Annotated in this window: 16 protein-coding genes; 3 read left to right on the top strand and 13 right to left on the bottom strand. The window is 71.7% G+C overall.

Annotation, left to right across the window (positions count from 1 at the left end; all coding sequences use genetic code 11):
- Positions 1 to 62 precede the first annotated feature (62 nt).
- Positions 63 to 1,076: a hypothetical protein gene (locus ACIBKY_RS43745; RefSeq protein ID WP_397106629.1), complete on the bottom strand. Its 1,014-nt coding sequence runs from the start codon at positions 1,074 to 1,076 to the stop codon at positions 63 to 65.
- Positions 1,077 to 1,191: 115 nt separating this feature from the next.
- On the opposite strand from ACIBKY_RS43745, the gene ACIBKY_RS43750 reads away from it, so the two are divergent.
- The gene (locus ACIBKY_RS43750; RefSeq protein ID WP_397106631.1) at positions 1,192 to 1,320 is read left to right on the top strand and encodes a hypothetical protein; all 129 of its coding nucleotides are present in this window, start codon (positions 1,192 to 1,194) and stop codon (positions 1,318 to 1,320) included.
- A 216-nt stretch (positions 1,321 to 1,536) separates the two neighbouring features.
- Here the strand turns inward: ACIBKY_RS43750 and ACIBKY_RS43755 are convergent, their stop codons facing one another.
- Positions 1,537 to 2,421 (bottom strand): hypothetical protein, encoded by an 885-nt coding sequence (locus ACIBKY_RS43755; protein WP_397106633.1) that lies wholly within the window; start codon positions 2,419 to 2,421, stop codon positions 1,537 to 1,539.
- Between the two features lie 190 nt (positions 2,422 to 2,611).
- Positions 2,612 to 3,589: a DUF5937 family protein gene (locus ACIBKY_RS43760; protein WP_397106635.1), complete on the bottom strand. Its 978-nt coding sequence runs from the start codon at positions 3,587 to 3,589 to the stop codon at positions 2,612 to 2,614.
- Positions 3,590 to 3,663: 74 nt separating this feature from the next.
- On the opposite strand from ACIBKY_RS43760, the gene ACIBKY_RS43765 reads away from it, so the two are divergent.
- Entirely contained in the window at positions 3,664 to 4,869 is a 1,206-nt protein-coding gene (locus ACIBKY_RS43765) for an MFS transporter (RefSeq protein WP_397106637.1), read from the top strand.
- Between the two features lie 275 nt (positions 4,870 to 5,144).
- Here ACIBKY_RS43765 and ACIBKY_RS43770 read toward each other — a convergent pair whose 3' ends face one another.
- The 9 genes from ACIBKY_RS43770 to ACIBKY_RS43810 all read right to left on the bottom strand — a co-directional run bounded on the left by ACIBKY_RS43770 (position 5,145) and on the right by ACIBKY_RS43810 (position 17,217).
- Entirely contained in the window at positions 5,145 to 5,513 is a 369-nt protein-coding gene (locus tag ACIBKY_RS43770; RefSeq protein ID WP_397106639.1) for a YciI family protein, read from the bottom strand.
- Positions 5,514 to 5,638: 125 nt separating this feature from the next.
- On the bottom strand, positions 5,639 to 8,362 hold the full coding sequence (locus ACIBKY_RS43775) for an AAA family ATPase (protein ID WP_397106641.1): 2,724 nt from the start codon (positions 8,360 to 8,362) through the stop codon (positions 5,639 to 5,641).
- Between the two features lie 129 nt (positions 8,363 to 8,491).
- A complete protein-coding gene (locus ACIBKY_RS43780; RefSeq protein ID WP_397106643.1) occupies positions 8,492 to 9,229 on the bottom strand; it encodes an amidohydrolase family protein in 738 nt (245 codons plus the stop codon).
- Positions 9,226 to 10,968 (bottom strand): adenine deaminase C-terminal domain-containing protein, encoded by a 1,743-nt coding sequence (locus ACIBKY_RS43785; RefSeq protein WP_397106645.1) that lies wholly within the window; start codon positions 10,966 to 10,968, stop codon positions 9,226 to 9,228. Before ACIBKY_RS43785 ends, ACIBKY_RS43780 begins: the two co-directional genes overlap by 4 nt.
- Positions 10,969 to 10,976: 8 nt before the next feature.
- Positions 10,977 to 11,975 (bottom strand): ABC transporter permease, encoded by a 999-nt coding sequence (locus ACIBKY_RS43790; RefSeq protein ID WP_397106647.1) that lies wholly within the window; start codon positions 11,973 to 11,975, stop codon positions 10,977 to 10,979.
- Positions 11,965 to 13,494 carry an ATP-binding cassette domain-containing protein gene (locus ACIBKY_RS43795; RefSeq protein WP_397106649.1) on the bottom strand — a complete coding sequence of 510 codons (1,530 nt, stop codon included), beginning with the start codon at positions 13,492 to 13,494 and terminating at the stop codon, positions 11,965 to 11,967. The genes ACIBKY_RS43790 and ACIBKY_RS43795 overlap by 11 nt, the downstream gene beginning before the upstream one ends.
- 6 nt (positions 13,495 to 13,500) lie before the next feature.
- Positions 13,501 to 14,541, bottom strand: coding sequence for a sugar ABC transporter substrate-binding protein (locus ACIBKY_RS43800; protein WP_397106651.1), 1,041 nt, complete (start codon positions 14,539 to 14,541; stop codon positions 13,501 to 13,503).
- A 61-nt stretch (positions 14,542 to 14,602) separates the two neighbouring features.
- Positions 14,603 to 16,153: a hydantoinase/oxoprolinase N-terminal domain-containing protein gene (locus ACIBKY_RS43805; RefSeq protein ID WP_397106653.1), complete on the bottom strand. Its 1,551-nt coding sequence runs from the start codon at positions 16,151 to 16,153 to the stop codon at positions 14,603 to 14,605.
- Positions 16,150 to 17,217: a DUF917 domain-containing protein gene (locus ACIBKY_RS43810; protein ID WP_397106655.1), complete on the bottom strand. Its 1,068-nt coding sequence runs from the start codon at positions 17,215 to 17,217 to the stop codon at positions 16,150 to 16,152. Before ACIBKY_RS43810 ends, ACIBKY_RS43805 begins: the two co-directional genes overlap by 4 nt.
- 127 nt (positions 17,218 to 17,344) lie before the next feature.
- On the opposite strand from ACIBKY_RS43810, the gene ACIBKY_RS43815 reads away from it, so the two are divergent.
- Positions 17,345 to 18,943 carry a PucR family transcriptional regulator gene (locus ACIBKY_RS43815; RefSeq protein ID WP_397106657.1) on the top strand — a complete coding sequence of 533 codons (1,599 nt, stop codon included), beginning with the start codon at positions 17,345 to 17,347 and terminating at the stop codon, positions 18,941 to 18,943.
- 90 nt (positions 18,944 to 19,033) lie between these two features.
- Here the strand turns inward: ACIBKY_RS43815 and ACIBKY_RS43820 are convergent, their stop codons facing one another.
- On the bottom strand, positions 19,034 to 19,726 hold the full coding sequence (locus ACIBKY_RS43820) for a molybdopterin-dependent oxidoreductase (RefSeq protein WP_397106659.1): 693 nt from the start codon (positions 19,724 to 19,726) through the stop codon (positions 19,034 to 19,036).
- Between the last annotated feature and the right edge of the window lie 24 nt (positions 19,727 to 19,750).

Genomic DNA, 19,750 nt, shown 5'->3' on the forward strand with positions numbered 1-19,750 from the left:
CGCGATCACGGCCGTGTCATCACCCGCGGACCGGGCGTGCATCGCTGATGGCGGCATCGCCGTCACCCGGCTGGTCGCCGAGGTGGGCGTGCATCGCGCCGGCGATGTCCGCGGGCGCGCAGGCCCAGCCAGGTGAGCAGGGCCAGCAGTGCCACGAGCACGTAGTCGATGGCCGGGATCAGCGGGACCTTCGCGATGGCGGCTGGGTCGGCCCGCAGGCCGTACACGATCAGCGCCGCCGCGGCGTAGCCGAGGCCGAACGTCCACAGCCAGGGGCGGGACAGGCCGAGCCCGTGCATCTGGGTGAGGACGAAGACGCCGAGAAAGCCGAACAGGAACATCGGCCAGGCGCCGCCGGGGCCACTGGTCATGACGGCCACGAGAGTGCCGTGGACGGCCACGCACAGTTCCAGGGTCAGGGTCCACCAGCGGTTGGTGTGGGCGCGGGTGAGGAACAGGCTGCCCTGCACCAGGAGCAGGAACATGTAGAAGAAGCCGATCAGGTGGCCGCTGGTGCCCTCCATCGGGTGGTACCAGAAGGTGTAGACGGCCGCCCAGCTGAACAGGTAGCCGTGGTAGCGGCGGGCGAAGGCGACCACTTCGGCGGCGATCGGCGCCGGGCGGCCGAAGAACATGCCACGGCGCCGGTTCTCCATGATCAGGACGGCGACCAGGAGCAGGATCACCGACCCCTGCGAGCTGAAGATCGACACGTCCTGGGCCAGGCCGTCGTAGAACAGGCGGGTCTGGAGCATGTGCGCGAGCACGAAGGCGGCGTTGACCGCGAGCGCCACCACGTTGACGCGGTGCAGGCCGCCGGTGTAGGCGCGCACGCGGGTCTGGGCGTAGAAGATCAGTCCCCAGAGGGCCAGCTGGTGGGCGGCGTACATGCTCCAGGCGGACAGCCGGGTCCACACGGTCGGCTCGGGCAGCTTCCAGTAGTACCAGGACGCGCCGCGGTCGGGCAGCAAGGCCACCTCCAGCCCGCGTGAGAGGAGCCACACCGCGCCAGTGAGCAGCGCGGCGGCCAGGACGCCGAGACCGAGCAGGGTGCCGGGCCGCACATTGTTCAGCATGCTGAGCATTATGGGCAATGCTCAGTGGACTGAACAACGTGCGGCCCGATTTTGGTCACGCATGACGTCGCCTTGGCGGCACCGCCGCGAAGACCTCTACGAGAGGAGGCAAGCCATGGACATGTGGTTCATCATCACGATGATCTTCATTGGCGCGGTCGTCGCGACCGGTATGTCGGTCATGCTGGTCGCCATCGTCCGCAGGCAGCTCAGGGAGACGCCGGAACGCTGGCTCCGGCGCTGACTCAGGCGCGCGCCTGTCCCTCCCGGAGGGAGGGACGCGCGCTTACCTGTCGATGGTCCGCTCCGTGCCGGGCTCCAACGCCTTGGGCTCGTGATGCCGCGCACCGTCCCTGCCCGGCGGGTGCGCTCGCCATGCGTCTGACCGGTCCGTGGGAGGACGGCTCGGCACCGCCGACCGGGCGGGTGGACCGGCGCCCGCCCTGTCGTAAGGCTCCTGTCAGCCCGGTGGGATGAGGTCGTTCTTGGCAACCGGGACGGCGAGGTGCTCGGGGAGGTTGAACGTGGCCCGCTCCCTGGGCAGCCGGCTCAGCACGGGGTTGAGGTGGGTGAGCGTCAGCCGCTGGACCGCTGGCAGCTTGGGCGCCACGATCTCGTACTTCTCCAGGTCGACCCACTGCACGATCTCCCGCACGTCGCCGGGGATCTCGTCGCCCTCCTTCTGCACGGGGACGCAGAGCTGGCGGCTGAACGTGACCTTGGCGGGGGCGTCGGGCAGGTGGGCCAGGCGCGGGTTGAGCTGCCCCAGCCTGAGTTCCACGTTGAGCGCCTCCTCGGTCTTCACCAGGTAGCACGCCAGGTCGAGGTGCTGGACGACGTGCTGGATCTCCTTGGGCGGGAAGAACTCGTCCTTCGCCACCGGCACGCACAACTGCTGGAGCTCGACCATGGTCACCACGTGCCTGGGGGCGCCGAGCTTCTGCAGCACCGGGTTGAGGTGGCTGAGCCGCAGGTCCTCGCCGATCCGGTTGTCACTGGAGACCTTGTAGCACGAAAGGTCCACGTACTTGAGGTAGGCCAGCACGTCGTCGGGCGGGATGACGCCGTTCTTGGTGACCGGGACGCACAACTGCTGTCTCTCTCCCAGGGTGACCTTCTCCGGCGGCAGCTTCTCCAGGACCGGATTGAGGTGGCGTAACAGGAGCGTCACGGGCTGCGCGGGGACGTACGGGTCGGTCCTGAAGCATTCCAGGTCCAGGTTCTCGGCGAAGGCCAGCGGCCTCGGCAGGGCCATGGCCGAGGCCTGGCCGCCCAGGCCGGCGACGCCGACGAGCAGCAGAAGGGTAGCGGCGAAACGCGCTCCACGGGTGCGTGGCACGATCATGCCTTTCTGCCGGGGGGAAGCGGTTGCCCGCAGCATCCCGCCGGGCGCCGGGCAGGGCAACAGATGTGGCCACAAGTGGTCAGATCGGGAGTTGCTCCGTTCGGCACCTCGATCAAGGCCAGTCCTTCGACCTCCAGGAGAGTCCGGGGTTCTCGGTCGATGACACGCGGTCGACGTCGGCGGGCTGACATCATCGCCGATCTCGGCCGCGAGCTCCTCGCCTGACCAGTGCCTCACCCAGCGGGGTCCGCTCGTACAGCACCTGGTAGCCGTCGCGGCGCGAATCGAGCAGCCCGGCATCGCGCAGCACGGACAGGTGCGCGGAGACCGTCGAGGGCGCCAGCCCGTGCCGGTGCGCGAGGGCGGTCGTCGAGGCGGGGCCGTCGAGCCCGGCCAGGATCGCCGCCCTGTTCGCGCCGAGCAGCCCCACCAGCTCCCGGCGCGCCGCCATCGGCTCCCACAGCCCGGCCATCCCGCGCGCCGGATAGATCAGCGCCGGCTGCCACGGCGGCGCGAACCCGCTCACCACGTCCGGCCAGACGAACACGCTCGGCATCAGCAACACGCCCCTGCCGCGCAGGTCGCGGTCGGGGCCACGCGAGTTGCGCAGCGTCAGCGAGCCTTCCGACCAGCGCACCGAGGTGTGCAGGTCGGCCAGCGCGCGCTCCAGGCCGCCCTCGGCGAGCTTGCGCGAACGATAGGCGATGTCGGCCTCGAGCAGCGCCGACAGCCTCGGCCAGGCCGGGGCGACCAACTCCGTCCAGACCCGCTCCGTCAGATCGGCGAGCCGCCGCACCGCCCACTCGGGATCGTCCAGCATCCTGCGGGCCCGCGACGAGCGCGCCCTGCCGAGCGAGCGGGCCATCTCCTCGCGCGCCAGCCCCGGATCGGTGGCCCGCAGCCGCGCCAGCTCCTGCTCGAACGAGGTGTCCGAGGTGGCCGGCGGCGGGCCGAGGAAGTCGGGGATGTAGCCGCCGTCCGGCATGAACAGCCACAGCTCCGACAGGTCCAGCCCCGCCACCGCGGCCCGCGTCCGCCACAGCCACGGCCGGTGGTAGCCGTGGCGGCTGCCGCGCCGCAGCATCCGCACCGCCTCGTGCGTCTCGCACAGCGGCGAGATCGCGAACCGGCAGCGCAGCAGGTCGTCGGCGCCGAACTCCAGCCGCACGGTCCCCCTATCCGGTGATTCGCCTGTGCACGAAAGAGTAGAAGACGGTCTGTGCCCGCTCGCAGCCTGTCGGGATGGGATATCGAGCCGTCTTCGCGGTCCGCGAGTTCCGCGCCGTCTTCGCCGCGCACGCGCTGTCGACGCTCGGCGTCGTCGTCGCCGAGATCGCGCTGTCGGTCCTGGTCTACGGAATCACCGGGTCGCCGCTGCTCAGCGCGCTCACCTACGCCCTCGGCCTGCTTCCGTACGCGCTGGGCGGCACGTTGCTCTCCTCCGTCGCCGACCGCTACCCCGCCCGCCGGGTGCTGGTCGTCTGCGACCTGATCTGCGCGGCCTGCGCGCTCGCGATGGCCGCGCCAGGGGTGCCGGTCGTGGCGCTGCTGACGCTACGGGTGGTGACCGCCGCCGTCGCGCCCGTCTTCCAGGGGACCAGGGCGGCGACACTCGGCGACATCCTGGGTGAGGGCGAGCTGTTCGTGCTCGGGCGTTCCGTCATCCGGATCGTCGGGCAGAGCGGGCAACTCGTGGGGTTCGGGATGGGCGGGCTGCTGCTCGGGATCGCGTCCGCGCGGGCCGTACTCGTGGTGACGGTCGTGACCTTCCTCGGCTCAGCGCTCCTGCTGCGCCTCGGCACGCTCGCGCGCCCGGCCGGGCCCGGCTCGGGCGGGACGCTGCTCCGCTCCTCGCTGTCGGGGCTGCGGCTGCTGTTCGCCGACCGGCGGATCCGGGCGCTGCTGCTGCTGAGCTGGGTGCCGCCGACGTTCGTCGTCGTCTCCGAAGCCCTCATGACGCCGTACGCCAAGGGCCTCGCACCCGGCTGGCTCGGCCTGCTGATGTGCGGGATGCCGATCGGGGCGATCCTGAGCCAGAGCCTGGCGGGTTCGCTGCTCGGGCCGCGTGGCCGGGCCCGGCTGACGTTGCCCGTGGCGCTGCTTTCCTCGGTGCCCGCGCTGGGCTACTTCTTCGAGCCGGGGCCCGGGTGGGCGCTGCTGCTGCAGGTCATGACCGGGTTCGGGATCGCCTACACGCTCGGGCTCGACCAGTGGTTCGTGGCGGCCGTGCCGGAGGAACTGCGGGGCAGGGCGATGACGGTCATGACGGCCGGGCTGATGACGGCCCAGGGACTCGGCATGGCGCTGGCCGGGCTGGCCGCCGAGTTCTTCCCCGTCCACCAGGTCATCTCCGGGGGAGGGGCGGTGGGGCTGGTGTGCGTCCTCGCGGTGCTCCACCTCGTCAGACGATCCGAAGGTAGAGCGCTCTCGCCTCCCGCCGCACGCTGACGAAGCGGCCCTGTCTCCTCACGGACGGCTCCCGCCGCTCGATCGGCTCCCGACACCGCCATGGCCAGACCGGGCCGCGCTTCAGGGGCCCGGCCGCTGGTCAGGCCGGCGGCCGGGCCCATCCACCTGGCCGCCGACGCGCTCCCGCTGCTACCGATCCTCGCCGGCATCGCGTTGCCGCCGACGGCCGGTCGCTCATCGACGGCCAGGTGGTCGAGCCCGGCGCCACCGGCCGAGACCTGCCGATCAGTCCTGCGGTGCCGGTGCGCGGATCGTCAGGCGTCGGGTACCTCCTGAAGGGCACGCACCTCGACCCTGCTGCGCAACGCCCGCGAGGCCTGCTTGGCCCATTCGATCGCGACGTCGTCGTTCTCGGCCTCGATGATCCAGAAGCCACCAAGGTACTCATCGGCCTTGACGAACGGGCCCGGTGTGAGCACGGGGCTGTCTCCGGAGTAGTCCACCGTGGTCGCGCTCGACGGTGGCTCCAGGCCTCCCGCGGTCACGAACGCGCCCGCCTCCTGAATGGCGGTGTTGAACGCACCGACCGCGGCCATGACCTCCTGCAGTTCCGCGGGGTCCATGTCCGCCATCGTCGGCTCCTCGGCGGAGTCGTGCGGGAGGCTCAGGAAATACTTCGTCATTGTCGTCTCCTCGTCGTACGGCCGGCGGCCGCTGTCTGGATGCCCGCAACGCTAGGCGGGGGCTCACCGCCGAGGCATCAGTCATCGTGACTGGTGTCCGGCAAACCGACGACCGGCGCCGGCCACTAGACGAGCTGGGCCAGCTCGGCGCGCCCGGTGACGCCGAGCTTCGGGTACGCCTTGTAGAGGTGGTGGCCGACGGTGCGTGGGCTGAGGAAGAGCTGGGCGGCGATCTCCTTGTTGGTGTGGCCGGTGGCGGCCAGCCGTACGACCTGCAGTTCTTGCGGCGTCAGCAGGGTGAGCGGACCGCTGCGCTGAGGCTCGTCGGACCGCTCGCCGAAGGCGGCCAGCTCGCCGCGCGCACGCGTGGCCCAGAGCCGCGCGCCGAGGCGCTCGAACGCGGACACCGCCGCCGCGAGATGGCCGCGGGCCTCGGCACGGCGGCGGCGGCGCCGCAGCCATTCGCCGTAGACCAGCTGGGTGCGGGCGCGCTCGTAGGGGCCGCCGTGCCGCTCGTGGAGCCGCAGCGCCTCGGCGTACAGCGCGTCGGCGTCGCCGTCGCCGGCCAGCAGGGCCCGGCACCGCAGGAGGAGCCCGGTGGCGACCGGGCGGTCGACGTGCTCGGCCCAGTGCCGGAACGCCGCCAGTGGTTCGTGGGCGCGATCCGGCAGGCCGGCGCGCACGGCCGCTTCCACCAGATCGGGCACCGCCCGCACCAGGAGGTCGCGGCTCGCGGGGCCCTGGGACACGTGCTCGAGCCGGTCGGACGCGTCCCCGAACCGTCGGGCGGAAAGGTCGAGCATTCCGAGACCCCAAGCCGCGATCTCGGCATTGACCCGGTGCCGTGCCCGTGCTCGCGGGAGCACCTCCTCGGCGAGAGCCCGGCAGCGTGCCTCGTCACCCGCCACGGCGTGCAACCACACCTCCACCGACCGGTGGGCCAGGCTCTCGGTCGTGTTCCCGAGTTCGTCGCTCACGGAAACGCCTTCCGCCACACACGCGCGGGCGTCCGCGAACTCGCCGCGCAACAGCCGCGCCACGGCCAGCACGTTCAGGGTGTACGGGACCCACCCCAACGCCCCGCTGGCCCGCACCACGGCCAGCATGTCCTCGGTCCCGGCGATGACGCCGTCGTCGTCGGCGATCATGAGCCCGCCGAACCCGGCGGTGATGCGATGCATCAGGTCGTGCCCGCCACCAGGGGTGGCGGTGTGGAGATCGCGCATCGGGCCGACGGCCAGCTCCGGACGTCCGGCGAAAAGCTCCGCCCACCCGAGAAGGGCGGCGACGACGGGTGCCCATTGCTCCGGCGGGGTGAACCCGCGCATCAGATCCGCCGCACGCCGCAGCAGGTCGTGCGCGGCGCCGTGCCGGGCGGCGTGCGCGGCCTCGTAGAGCGTGAGCGCGGCGCGCTCCGGATCGATGTCGCGCACCAGCGCGGCGGCCTCAAGCGTCAGCTCCGCGTCGGCCCGCGGCGAGGTGCGTTCGTACTCCACGGCGCCACGGGTGTAGATGGCATCGGCCCGGACGCCGGTGTCGGTGGTGAGCGCGAGCGCTTCGGCCGCCAGCCGGGCGGCGCGGTCGGCCTTGCCCGCGTCGAACGCGGCCTGGCTGGCACGGGCGACACGCCGGGCCTTCAGCTCCCGGTCGGCACTGAGCCGACCGGCGCGTTCGTAGGCGGCGCACACCGCCATCGCGCCGCCCCGGTGCCAGGCCCGCTCCGCCACGCCTTCGAGTTCGGCGGCCACCGCCTCGTCGGGTTTGGTGGCGGCGGCGGCGAGGTGCCAGGCCCGGCGGTCGGCATCGGCGTCCGCGCGCAGCGCCTCGGCGTACGCGCGGTGTACCTCGATCCGCCGGTGCAGTGGCGCGTCCTGGTAGGCGGCTGCCCGTACCAGGGGGTGGCGGAACGTGATCCGGCTGTCGATCCGGAGCAGCCGGTCACGTTCGGCGGGCGCCAGGTCGCCGGCGGCGCCGCCGAGGGATTCGATCACGTGCAGGATCGTCGCGAGGGGCGCCGCCGTGTCGGCCGCCGCCACCAGAAGCGCGCGCTGGGTGGGGCCGGGAAGCTCCACGATCTGGTGACGGAACGACTCCTGTACGCGGCGGGTCACCGGCAGCGGGCCGACCTGCTCGGCCGGGTCGGACTCGTCGACTTCGCGGGCCGCGAGCCGCGACAACCCGAGCTCGATGATCGCCAGGGGATTGCCGCCGGACTCCGCGAGAACCCTGGTCCGCAGCCGTTCGGCGAGTTCCGGCGCGTGGTCGTCGAGCAGCCGGGCGGCATCGGGCGCGGCGAGGCCGGGCAGATCCACGACCTCGACGCCCGCGGTCACGAGCGGCACCGCCGTCTCGCGCACCGCGAACAGCACCGCGATCGGGTCGGCCACGAAGCGGCGGGCCGCGAACAACAACGCCTCCAGAGAACCCTGGTCGAGCCATTGCAGGTCATCGACCACGCACAGCAGCGGGGCGTCCTCGGCCAGGTCGGCGAGCAACGACAGGGTGCCGGCGGAGACCAGGAACCGGTTGACGTCGTCTCCCTCGGCCAGGCCGAAAGCGCAACGCAGCGCCGTCGCCTGGGGAACGGGCAGGGCGTCCAGCCGATCCAGGTGCGGAAACAAGAGCTGGTGCAGGCCGCCGTACGCCAGCTCGTGGTCGGACTCGATCCCGGCCCCGCGGACCACCCGCATGCCCTCGGCTTCGGCGATCGACACAGCGTGGTCGAGCAGGACCGACTTCCCGATCCCCGGCGCGCCCCGCAGCCCCAGCGCCCCACTGCGCTCGTCGCGCGCATCCGCCAGCAGGCGCTGAACCCGCGCCTGCTCGACCTCCCTGCCCACCAGTGACATACGGGCACCCTAGTCCGCGGCCGCGAACTCGGTTAACGCGCCGAGTCCAGGATGACCCGGCAACCAACGCCGGAGACCGCCGGCCAGGACGTCCAGGAGTTCCAGATTCATGACCGGAACCCCACGTGATCAACTGACGCGGCGGCCGCCGAGGTACACGGCGACCGGCACGCACGCGTCCCGTCCGGCCAGGAGGGCGACGTCCGCCCAGCGGCCGGGTGCGATGCTGCCGACCTCATGGTCGACCCCGAACGCCATCGCCGGGTTCAGGGTGGCCAGCTGGACCGCCCGGGGAAGCGGAACTCCGGCCTCGATCGCGGACGTGACGGACCCGGCGAGGGTGCCGCCGCCGGCGGGGCCGAGGCAGACGTTGCGGTGGTCGAGTCCGATCAGCATCGTCGCCGACGACACCAGGACGACGTGCCCGTCGCGCAATTTCGCCCGCGCCGGTCCCGCCCCGTCGCCGGCACCCGGAGGGAGCACGGCCAGCGGCGGGGAACCGGCTGCGGCGCGCAGCGTTCTGGGCAGGTCGCTCCCGCCGCCGCGCCCGGCCGTAGCCACCTCGACGACCGACGTCGTTCCGTGCCCCAGGTGGTCGTCGGCGCTCGCGAGAACCTGCACGAGCCCCGGCACCGCGAGTCGTCCGGCGCAGTCGACGACTTCGCCGGCGTCTCCGGCGTAGCCGTCCCGCACGGCGACGACTCTGCCGTCCAGGACGACGATGTCGGCGCGATGCGTACGCTCCAGGTGCACGTTGACGACCGAGCAGTTCTTCAGCACCAGGTCCGCGGGTTCGAGTCCCTGGGCGCAGCGGACCCTGCGTCGCAGCTGTGCGGCCAGCGCCGTCGTGACGTCGTTCCTCGTCATCGCATCACTTCCATGATCGCCGGTACGAAGGTGCCGGCCGCGACGTCGACGACGCCCCGGTCCGTCATGCCCAGATCCGGCGCGGTGTGCAGGACCATGGCGCTCAGCGCGAAGAAGGGGACGGCCAGCGGGCAGCCCAGCACCTCCCGGGCCACGCGATCGACGTTCTCCAGCCGCGCGACGACGCGCTCGTACGGCTCGTCGGACATGATGCCGCCGATGGGGAGGCTGACGTCGGCCAGCACGCTCCCGTCCGCGACGATCGCACTGCCGCCACCGATCGTGACGACGTGGTGGAGCGCCGCCCAGATGTCGGCGTCGTTGGTGCCGACGGCGACGAGGTTGTTCGACGGCAGGGAGATCGACGTGGCCATCGCCCCGCGCCGGAGCCCGAATCCGCGGGCGAAGCCCACCGCCACGTTGCCGTTGCGGCCATACCTCTCGATCATGCACAGTTTGAGCACGTCGTCGGTGTCGCCGGTGGTGACCGCGCCGTCGATGACCGGCAGGATCGCGCTCTCGGCCGCGTTGCCGGCGCGGTTCGGGTCGGCGATGCTCGCCACGCGGGCCCGCACGCGGGTCACCCCGGGCCCGACGGTGATCGCGAGCCGTTCCGGCGAGACCGAATCGTGCAGCGTGATGCTGTCGAGCAGGTCTTCCGGCGGACGGCGCTTCACCGGCGGGCCGGTGAGCGCGCCGTCGCGGGCGACGAGGCGGCCGTCGACGAGGACCATCGCCGGCGGGAATCGATCGAGTTCGTCGAGCAGGACGATGTTCGCCCGCCGTCCGGGCGAGACACTGCCGATGTCCCGCTCCAGGCGGTAGTAGCGTGCCGGATTGAGCGTTCCCATGCGTACGGCCTCCACCGGTGGAATCCCGGCCTGAATCGCCAGGCGCAGCGATCTGTCGAGGTATCCGTGGTCGCCGGCCAGAATGCTCTGCGCGGTGATGTTGTCGACGCAGTAGTGCAGCGACCGCAAGGGCGTCCCCTCGCGTACCAGATGATCGAGGATGCGTGCGGACAGGTTGTATCGGCCGGGGGATTCGACGACGAACGCGGCGATTCCGCGGCCGATCCGGCCCAGAACGTCGGCCGGGGTGCGGGCGCCGTGGTCGTCGCCGATCCCCGCCGCCGCGTACGCGTCGAGAGCCGCGTCGTTCTCGGGCGGCAGGTCGTTGCCGTGACCGCTGGCCCGCAGCCCGCGCGAGAGCGCCAGGGCGACGCGGGAGAGGAAGCCGGGGTCGCCACCGACGATCTTCGTGGATACGGCCTCGCCGACGCTGACGGATTCCGGCCAGGCGAGCATGTCTTCGAGGTCGTCGAATCGCAGTTCGTACGCGGTCGTCTCCCGGCCCGGCTCGACGGGGGCGTACGAGGGGATCGAGAAGTGCGCCTGGAGCGGCAGGTCCCGGAAGGCGTCGACCAGGGCGCGCACCGCTCGCGGCCCCCCGGTGTGCAGGACGTTGGTGGTGTCGACGACGACGGTCGTCGTGCCGAGCGGCACCAGGACCCGCGCGAGCTCGTCGGGCCACAGGCAGGTCGAGTCGACGTGCATGTGCGGTTCGATGAGGCCGGGAATCGCGTACCGGCCGGCGCAGTCGATCACGTCCCGGCCGGACCGGGGCTGGCCGGGGGCGATGGAGACCACCCGGCCGTCTTCGATCAGGACGTCGGCCGGGTGGATCTCGCCGGAGTAGACGTTGACGAGACGGCAGTCTTTCAGCAGCAGCGGGTTCATGACGTTCCTCACGGGCGGCGGGTGCGGTCGACGGCCACGGCGGCGATGAGGACGAAGCCCGAGGCCGTGCCCTGCCAGAAGGAGCTGACCCCGGCGATGGACAGCAGGTTCTCGAGGACGCCGAGATAGACCACGCCGAACAACGTCCTCGTGATGCTGCCGTACCCGCCGAACAGGCCGGTTCCGCCGAGCAGGACGGCGGTGATCGAGGTCAGCTCCGTGGCCGAGCCGGTGGGCTGCGCGGAGCCGAGCTGCCCGACGGTGAGGATCCCGGCGAGCGCCGCGAACAGGCCGCACAGGCCGTAGGCGATGATCGTCACCCGGTCCACCGGCACCCCGGCGAGCCGGGCCGCGTCCGGGTTCGACCCGACGGCGAACAGAGACCGTCCGTACACGGTCCGGCGCAGGATCATCACGCCGGCCAGATACAGCGCACCCGCGAGGAGCACGATGTTCGGCACGCCCCAGAGCCGCCCGTTGGCCAGCGTGTCCAGAAACGACGAGTCGACGGTGACGCTCTGTCCGTTGAGGATCACCTGTGTCTGGCTCGACAGCAGGGCGAGCGTACCCAAGGTGACGATCATGAATGACATGCGGAGCTTGGTGATCAGCAGGCCGTGCACGACGCCGCCGACCGTGACGCCGAGCGCCAGCGAGGCGAGGATCGCCACCGGGGTGGACCACCCGCTCACCACGAGCGTGGCGAACACCGCGCCGGACAGGCCGAGCATGGATCCGACGGAGAGGTCGACTCCGCGGCCGATGACGACGAACGTCTGCCCCACGGCGACGATGAACAGGATCGCCGAGAACGTCAGGATGTTGAGGAAGTTCTCTGCCGTGCGGAAGCCGGGGTAGCCGATGAAGCCGATGGCGAGGAGCACCACCAGCGACAGCGGGAAGGCGAGGCGCGTCAGCTCGGCGCGCCACGAGCGGGTTCTTCCACGTTCGGGAACGGCTGCCGCCGAGGTCACCGGCTCGTGCGCGGTGGCAAGGTCATCGTTCATGGGTTCGCACCTCGGATGAGTTCTCCGCGCCGGTCGCCAGTGCGACGAGCCGGCGGTACTCGGTGGTGGCGGGGAGTTCGGCCACGATCCGGCCGTCCCGCATGACGGCGATCCGTGAGGACAGCTCCTGAAGTTCCTCGAACTCGGAGCTGACCAGCAGCACCGCGCCGCCGGCTCCGGCGAACCGCCGGAGCAGGTCGTGGATGGCCCTGCGCCCGGAGCGGTCGACGCCCTGCGTCGGCTCGTCCGCGATGAGCAGCCGGGGGCGGTTGGCCAGGACGCGCGCCAGCACGACCCGCTGCTGGTTGCCGCCGCTGAGCGAGGTCATGGCCGAGGTCGGCGCGGCCGTCTTGATCCCGAAGTCGGCGATCAGTCGCCGGGTTCGCGCTCCCGCCGGTCGCCACGGCATCGGGCGGGCGAGGCGGCGATGGATCAGATCGCCGACCTCCAGGTTCCGCTCGACGGACAGCGTCGAGAAGGCCGACTCACGAGCGCGATCTTCTGGTACGTACGCGATGCCCGCGTGCCGGCTGCCGGCCGGGGTGGAGGGGAGCGGCCGTCCGTCGACCTCGATCCGCCCGGTGTAGCGCTCGCACCCGGCTGCCACCCGGCACAACCGCGACCGGCCGCTACCACCGAGGCCGGCCAGCCCGAGTATCTGCCCCGGGCGCACCTCCAGCCCGGTGACGTCCAGTCCGTTGGAGGTGGTCAGCCCGTTGATGCGCAGCCGCGGCGGGTCCGTCGCCGTCGCCGTCGTCGGCGCCGTCGTGCCGCCGGCCGGTCTCGGGTCCGGTGCGGCCGAACGCCCCGTCGTCAACCGGTCGACGAGATCTTCGAGCGACACGTCGCCGACCGGGCTGTCCTGCACCAGGCGGCCGTCGATGAGGACGACGACCCGGGTGGCCAGCCGCACGATGTCGCGTAACCGGTGGCTCACGAGCACCACGGCCCCGCCTCTGTCGCGCACCCGCGCCGCGGCCGAGGCGACGACCTGCACGCCGTTCTCCCCGAGAACCGCGGTCGGCTCGTCCAGCGCGAGCACCCGTGGCTCGCGGACCAGGGCCCGCAGCAGCGCGAGCACGGCACGGTCGGCCTTGCGCAGTTCCCCCGCGGGCAGGTCGGGGTCGAGATGGGGCAGCGCCGTGCGGACGGCCCGCCGCGCCTCGGCGCGGACGCCGCGCGCGGGTGCGGCGCCGAGCAGCGAGCCGCGCCCGACCACGAGGTTCTCCCACAGCGGCAGGGTTTCGGCCACCTGAGGCTCCTGCGGGACCAGGGCCACGCCCATCCCGAGTGCCTCCGCGGGCCGGCGGAAGCGCACCGGCCCATTCCCGTCGACCAGGGTGCCGCCGCTCGGCGCGAGCAGGCCGCACATCGTGGACAGCATCGTCGTCTTGCCGGAGCCGTTCGCGCCGACCACGGCGAGGACGTCGCCGGCGTTCACCTCGACGCTGACGCCGTCCAGCGCCAAGGTTCCCGGGTAGGCCACCGAGACCTCGCGTAGGCCGATCAGCCGAGCCATCGCCGATCAGCCGATCTTGATCGGCTGGTACGGGACGCGCTGGTCCCACGGGACGAAGCCGGCGACGTTCTCCTTGGTGACGAGGCACTTGCTGCTGTCGGTGGGTGGCAGCTCGGCGTTGTCCTTGTAGGTCTTCTTGCCGCCGAGCTGCGCGACGATGGCGTCCCCCACCTCCGCGCCCAGCGCGATGGGATCGGTGTCGCAGGTCGCGAGCAGGTGGCCTTCGCGCACCGCCGCGACCGCCTCGGCCGAGCCGTTGCGGCTGGTGAACAGGATGTCCTTGCCCGGTGTCCTGCCTGCCGCCTTGGCCGCCGCGATCGCTCCCAGCGCCGTGGAGTCGTTGTAGGCCACGACGCCCTGGACGTCGGGGAAGCGGTGCAGGATGCTCTCCATGACCTTCTGCCCGCCGGCCGGGCTGTCGCGCAGGTTGCGCTGCTGCTCGATGTCGCCCACCACGGTGAGGCCGGCGGCTTCGAGTCCCGCTCGCACGCCCCGCATCTCCTCCTGGACGTTCGGGGTGGGCGCTCCGGTGATCTCGGCGACCTTCGCGCCCTTCGGCAGATGGGCGGCGAGGTGAGCGGCCATCAGCTTGCCCTGCTGGAAGTCGCCGGCGCCGGTGTAGGCGTTGACCGTGAAGCCCTCGGGCTTGCCGGCGATCGCGAAGACCGGGACGCCGGCCCGCTGGGCCCGCGTGACCTGAGGCTTCAACGACCTCGGGTCCACCACGAAGTACGCGACGGCGGCGGGCCTGGAGGCCAGGGCGCGGCTGAAGCCCTGAGCCTGCAGGCCGAGGTCCACCGACCCCGTGGAGTTGTCGACCGCGAAGGTCCTGACCAGCGTGATGCCGGCGGCCTTGAGCCTGTTGTTGAGGCCCTGGGCGATCGCCTTGATCGTGGGATTGGCGTCGGTGAGATCCATGTACCAGACGACCTTGCCGTCCGTGGAGTCTCCGGGACTTCCGCTCGTCTCGTCCGCGGACGTCCCGCAGGCGGACACCGCCAGACTCAGCGCTGCCAGGCAGTGGGCAGCGGTTCGCAGTCGACGCATGGCGAATACCTCTCTGAGCGAGCACCGCGCCGATGCGGCGCGGTCGTGCTGGGTGATCACATCAGGCCAGCAAGGGGCCGACTGCCTTGACCTGCAGTCGCGCGCAGTTGCCTGGGACGTAGGACATCGGGATCTCGGTGACGGTGGTGATACGGATCCGGCTCGGATCGGCGCCCGCGTGGATCGCGGCGTCGATGGCTTGGACCTTGGCCTCGGCCAGGCAGGCCTCACGGCTGCTTGAGTCGTAGCGGAAGACACGGTCGACGGCGCCGGACGCCTCGGCGATCGCTGCACCGATCGCGTTGGCCACGCCCGCGTGGCGGTGGCGGACGACCTCGTCCACGTCGGCGACCCTGTTCGGGATCAAGCCGGCGCCGCCGCCCACCGCGATCAGCGGCAACGTGACGCGGGCCGCCTTGATCCGATCCGCGAGCGTCGCCACCCGCTCGTCGATCCAGGCGATCGCCGCCGACACGGTCGAGGCGTCCAGCCGGGCGCGGGCGAGGTCGCGGTCGCCGAAGCCCATCCGCCCGGCGGCCGCCGCCGCGTCGCTGAGCGTCGGCGTGTCACCGCCGAAGATCAGCGCGCGCTCGGGAAGCAGATATCCGACGCTGTCCGGGCCCACGGCCAGTTCCGGCTCGGTTCGCAGGATCGTGCCGCCGCCCAGGCCGATCGAGATGAGGTCCGGCATCCGGTAGTTGGTGCGGACCCCGCCGATCTCCACCGCGTGGGCGGACTCCCGGGGGAACCCGTCGACGAGCAGCCCGACGTCGGTGGACGTCCCGCCGACGTCCATGACGATCGCGTCGGACAAGCCGGACAGGTACGCGGCTCCGCGCATCGAGTTGGTCGGCCCGGAACCGATCGTCAGGATCGGCCGGCGTGCCGCCTCGGCGGCGGACAGCAGGGTCCCGTCGTTCTGCGTGAGATAGACGTCGGCCTTCAGCCGATGCGCCCGCAGCGCCTGTTCGAGACCGCGGACCACGTTGGCGCCCACGAAGGTCAGCGCCGCGTTGAGCACCGCGGCGTTCTCCCGCTCCAGCAGCCCGGACCCGCCCATCTCATACCCCAGCGACACCGGGAACCGATCGCCGAGCGTCTCGGCGACGATCGCGCCCGCCCGCAGCTCATGGTCGGGATTGGCCGGCGAGCTCACTCCGGTGATCGCGATCGCGTCCACCTTGTTCGCGCAGGCCCGCGCGAAATCGCGTACCGCCTGCTCGTCCAGCGGATTGATCTCGCTGCCGTCGTACTCGTGCCCGCCCCGGATGATCTGGGTGTGTCCCCGCGTCAGCTCGGCCAGGTCCTTCGGCCATCCGGCCAGCGGGGCGATCGACAGCGTCGCGGGAGCCGCGAGGCGCAGCACGCCCACACGGGCCAGCCCGCTGCGCCGGATGATCGCGTTGACGGGATGCGTGGTGCCGAGCATGACCTGGCCGACGCTCGCCGCGCCGGTCTCGGCCAGCACGACGCTCAGCGCGGCGCTGATCCCGTCGAACACCCGGGGTGTCGTGGGCGTCTTGTGCCAGCTGACGACGGTGCCGTTCGCGTCGACGACCACGGCGTCGGTGTTCGTTCCACCGACGTCGATGCCCAGCCGCAGGCCGTTCACCGCGCCACCTCGAACGGCACGTAGTCGACGTCGTACCCGAACGCCCGCGGACCCGCGAGCGCGACCCCTTCCTCGGTACGCCACCGCTCGTGCGCCGGCATCGCGACCAGATGCAGGCGCTGACCGTAGGCCAGCCCCTCCGTGGTCATCGGCACGCCCGTCTCGATGTCGAGGAAGGTGAGCAGGTCGGGAACGGTGGCCTTGGCCTCGCCGTCCTCGAACGCGGCCAGGTTCTCGTTCTGGATCTCGACCCGCATCACCCGCGCCGGTTCGTCGAGGTGCTCCAGGGACACCGTCCCGCGAGCCCACCCGGCGGTGGTCCGCCGGTCCAGGTCGACCACCTTCCCGGTGAAGAGGATCCGCGCGTCGCAGTAGCTCAGGAACGCCTCGTACGCGCCGGCCCGCCCCTCCTGGATCGCACGGATCCGGCGGCCGATCTCCAGGCAGTAGGTGAGCGACCCGGTGACCGCCGACTCCACGCACTGCCGGGCCGTGATCGGGTAGGCGCTCATCACCGCGGTCATGCCCATCTCCGTGGTGCACGCCCGGACGAGACGCTCGCACATGACGTTGTCGACCGCGTCGAACAGCACGTAGTTGCCCTTCGCGTCACACAGCGTGATCGGCGACGCGGAGATCCCGGCCAGCGTCAGCAGGGTCATCTCGATCTGCGGGAACGCCCGCCGCATCGCGTCCGCGTCGACGCACGGCAGTCCGAGCTCGGCGGCCACGGCCACGGGGAACAGCGTGTTCATGCCGCCGATCTCGATGGGCAGCACGGCGATCCCCCGCCGGCCGAGATGCGCCTCCAGGGCGCCGAGCACACGGGAGGCTTCCCCGCCGTTGGGGAACTTCTCCACCGTGGGCGCGCCCACCATCGCGACCGGGAGCAGCAGCCCTTCAGGGTCCAGGTCGGCCGCGTCGACGAGCGGCACCGGCCCATGGCGTTCCAGCGCCTGGGCCAGCATGACCTTGGCCAGGTAGGGATCGCCGCCACCCCCCGTACCCAGGACCACTGCCCCTAAGGCGAGGTCCTCGAGGTCCCCCAACGTGATCGCGCGCATCTCCCCGCCTCCTGTGGTCGGCCGCTTGCTTGACGGCAAAGTTAAGCGCAACCGACAATCGGAATCACTAGACGAATTGCCCACAGATGCGCCCATGGGTGTGCATCTTGCCCATCCGAGAGGCCCTGTGAGCGACGCACGCGAGGCTCCTGTCACCGTCGGCCAAGTGCTCGCCATGGGCCTTCTTCCCGTGCACGAGACGCTCGGCGGGCAGAACGCGCTACTGCGCCAGGTCGAGGTCGTCGTGCCCGGTACGACCCCCCGCGCCATCGGCACGCTGCGAGCGGGCTCCCTGGTCGTCTTCGACCGCAGCCAGCTGGCCGCCGAGGACGTCACCATCGACCTGGCCATCCGCAGCGGCTACGGCGCCCGGATCGCCGGCATCGTCGCCCAGCGGGCGCAACGGTCGATACCGCTGGTCACCCGCCGGCTCGCGGAGCGGTTCGAGATGCCCGTCGTGCTGCTCGACCACGTCGAGGTCGGCGATGTGGTGGCGATGCTCGAGCGTCACGTCCGCGCACCGGCGGCGCTCGGCGCCGAACTGCTCGGCACGGCGATCACCGCGATGTCGTCGCCGCCCCGGGACACCGCGGAACTGATTCGCCGGCTGGGCGACGCGCTGCGGTGCCCCACGGCATTGATCGACGCCGAGGGCCATGTCATCACCGGCGACCTGGGCCGGATCACGGACGAGCTGCGTACCCGGGTCAAGGATCTCGCCGCGTCACCCACGGCGAGCACCGCCAGCACCGCGCGAGACAGCGGGGAGGTCGACCTGATCCAGCTCGCGACGCTGTCGGCGAGCGCGTCGCGCAACCTGTGGCTCGTCGCCCGGCTGCCCGCCGTCTCCTCGGCCCATCTCGTCGAGGCGTCCGGCCGGGCGCTGGCCGTGGCCGCCATGGCCTTCACCGCCTACCTCGCCGAGCGGTCGCTGCACGTCGAGCGGGAGAGCCGGCAGCGCACCCTGCTGCTCACCGAGATCCTCGAACAACCCGAAGCGCCCCGGCGGCTCACCGTCGAGCGGGCCACGGCACTGGGCTGGCGGCTGTCCGGCTGGCACACCGCCGTACACGTGAGCCTGCGGACTCCGACCCCCGCCACACGCGGCCTCGGCGGCATCGCGGCGCTGATCGAGGACGCCCTGGCCGCCCAGTCGATCACGACCGCGCTGGTCGAACGGCCCACCGGCTGGGCCCTGTGGACCACGGGCGAGGCCCCTCCCACGACGGACGAGACCGCAGCTCTGGCGCGGCTCGTACGGCGCGCGCTGCTCGTCGTCGAGCGCGAGGAGCCGCAGCTGCGACCCTGCGCCGGCGTCGGCGGCGCCTACCAGGGCACGGATGGCATCGGACGCTCACTGCAGGAGGCGGAGCAGGCCTGCCTGCTCGCGCGCACCCACGACACCTCCGCCCCGGTGGAACACGTGGCCACCGCCAGCGCGAAGCGGCTGCTGCTCGCCTGGTACTCCTCCGGCCGGCTCGCCGACATCATCTCCGGGCTGCTGGGACCGCTGCGCGAGGTGGATCCCGACGGGGAGCTGATCCATACGCTCCGGGTCTACCTTGACCACGAATCCTCGGCGACCACCACCGCCGCGGTGCTCGGCGTCCACCGGAACACGGTGATCAACCGGCTGGACAGAATCCGCCAGATCCTGCCCGTCGACCTGACCGAGCCGCACGAGCGACTCGCGGTCCACCTGGCCGCCCACACCATGAACCGATGACGATGGCCGATCCGATGGGAGGGTTGCGCGACATCGTCGACGAGGGCACGTGGTTGGGGAGCGCCGGCTGGTGGGCTGACGGTGAGCGGATCACCGTTCGCGGGCCCGCCGGCTGCCGCGGGCGCTGAGAAACCTGATGGGAGCGATGAACAGCCGGTAGAGGGGGCGCACCATCCAGAGAGGTAGGTAATGACGCTCCTCCTGCCAGACCCTGGCTCTCGGGTGCGTGGGGACCAGCAGCCGTTCGAGGAAGGACCCCCGCTCTTCCGGCTCGGCGGTGAGGACGTCGATCCGGCACAGATGCTTGGTGTTGACGTAGCCGTACTGCCGCGGGCTCACCAGCCTGGCCGGCGCTCCATGGTCACCGTCGAGGGGGCGTCCATCGAGGTGCTCCGCGATCAGCACGTCGTCGGCCAGGGCGTCCTCGAGAGTGACCACCGACCGCCAGCCGTCCAGGCCGCCGAATTCGAGATGAGTGACGGACGCGCCGGGCCGCAGCGCCGGTTCGATGCAGGTGCGATAGACCGTCCGGAACGACACCCCCTCCCAGCGAAGGTCGGTGGCCGACCAGCCGGCGACGCAATGGAAGTCGGCGGTGAGTTCCCGCCGGGCGAGCGTGGCCAGGGAGGCGATGGTCAGGTCGAACTCTTCGCGCACCGCTCCGCCGATCGTGATGGCGGGGTCGGCGGGAACGGCCGGGGCGGGCCGGGAGAGGTGGTGGCCGAAGCGCGGGAATCCGTTGACGCGGCGCTGGCCGGGTGGAAGCGGTCTGCTCGTCTGCATCTGCCGATGGTCCTTTGGCCGGTT

Source organism: Nonomuraea sp. NPDC050394, from assembly GCF_044459065.1.
Classification (GTDB): Bacteria; Actinomycetota; Actinomycetes; order Streptosporangiales; family Streptosporangiaceae; genus Nonomuraea.

What these genes read in the sequence shown, in the direction of transcription:
- ACIBKY_RS43745 (WP_397106629.1), bottom strand. Translation starts at nt 1,076, where the DNA reads ATGCTGAACAATGTGCGGCCCGGCACCCTGCTCGGTCTCGGCGTCCTG.
- ACIBKY_RS43750 (WP_397106631.1), top strand. Translation starts at nt 1,192, where the DNA reads ATGGACATGTGGTTCATCATCACGATGATCTTCATTGGCGCGGTCGTC.
- ACIBKY_RS43755 (WP_397106633.1), bottom strand. Translation starts at nt 2,421, where the DNA reads ATGATCGTGCCACGCACCCGTGGAGCGCGTTTCGCCGCTACCCTTCTG.
- ACIBKY_RS43765 (WP_397106637.1), top strand. Translation starts at nt 3,664, where the DNA reads ATGGGATATCGAGCCGTCTTCGCGGTCCGCGAGTTCCGCGCCGTCTTC.
- ACIBKY_RS43770 (WP_397106639.1), bottom strand. Translation starts at nt 5,513, where the DNA reads ATGACGAAGTATTTCCTGAGCCTCCCGCACGACTCCGCCGAGGAGCCG.
- ACIBKY_RS43775 (WP_397106641.1), bottom strand. Translation starts at nt 8,362, where the DNA reads ATGTCACTGGTGGGCAGGGAGGTCGAGCAGGCGCGGGTTCAGCGCCTG.
- ACIBKY_RS43780 (WP_397106643.1), bottom strand. Translation starts at nt 9,229, where the DNA reads ATGACGAGGAACGACGTCACGACGGCGCTGGCCGCACAGCTGCGACGC.
- ACIBKY_RS43785 (WP_397106645.1), bottom strand. Translation starts at nt 10,968, where the DNA reads ATGAACCCGCTGCTGCTGAAAGACTGCCGTCTCGTCAACGTCTACTCC.
- ACIBKY_RS43790 (WP_397106647.1), bottom strand. Translation starts at nt 11,975, where the DNA reads ATGAACGATGACCTTGCCACCGCGCACGAGCCGGTGACCTCGGCGGCA.
- ACIBKY_RS43795 (WP_397106649.1), bottom strand. Translation starts at nt 13,494, where the DNA reads ATGGCTCGGCTGATCGGCCTACGCGAGGTCTCGGTGGCCTACCCGGGA.
- ACIBKY_RS43800 (WP_397106651.1), bottom strand. Translation starts at nt 14,541, where the DNA reads ATGCGTCGACTGCGAACCGCTGCCCACTGCCTGGCAGCGCTGAGTCTG.
- ACIBKY_RS43810 (WP_397106655.1), bottom strand. Translation starts at nt 17,217, where the DNA reads ATGCGCGCGATCACGTTGGGGGACCTCGAGGACCTCGCCTTAGGGGCA.
- ACIBKY_RS43820 (WP_397106659.1), bottom strand. Translation starts at nt 19,726, where the DNA reads ATGCAGACGAGCAGACCGCTTCCACCCGGCCAGCGCCGCGTCAACGGA.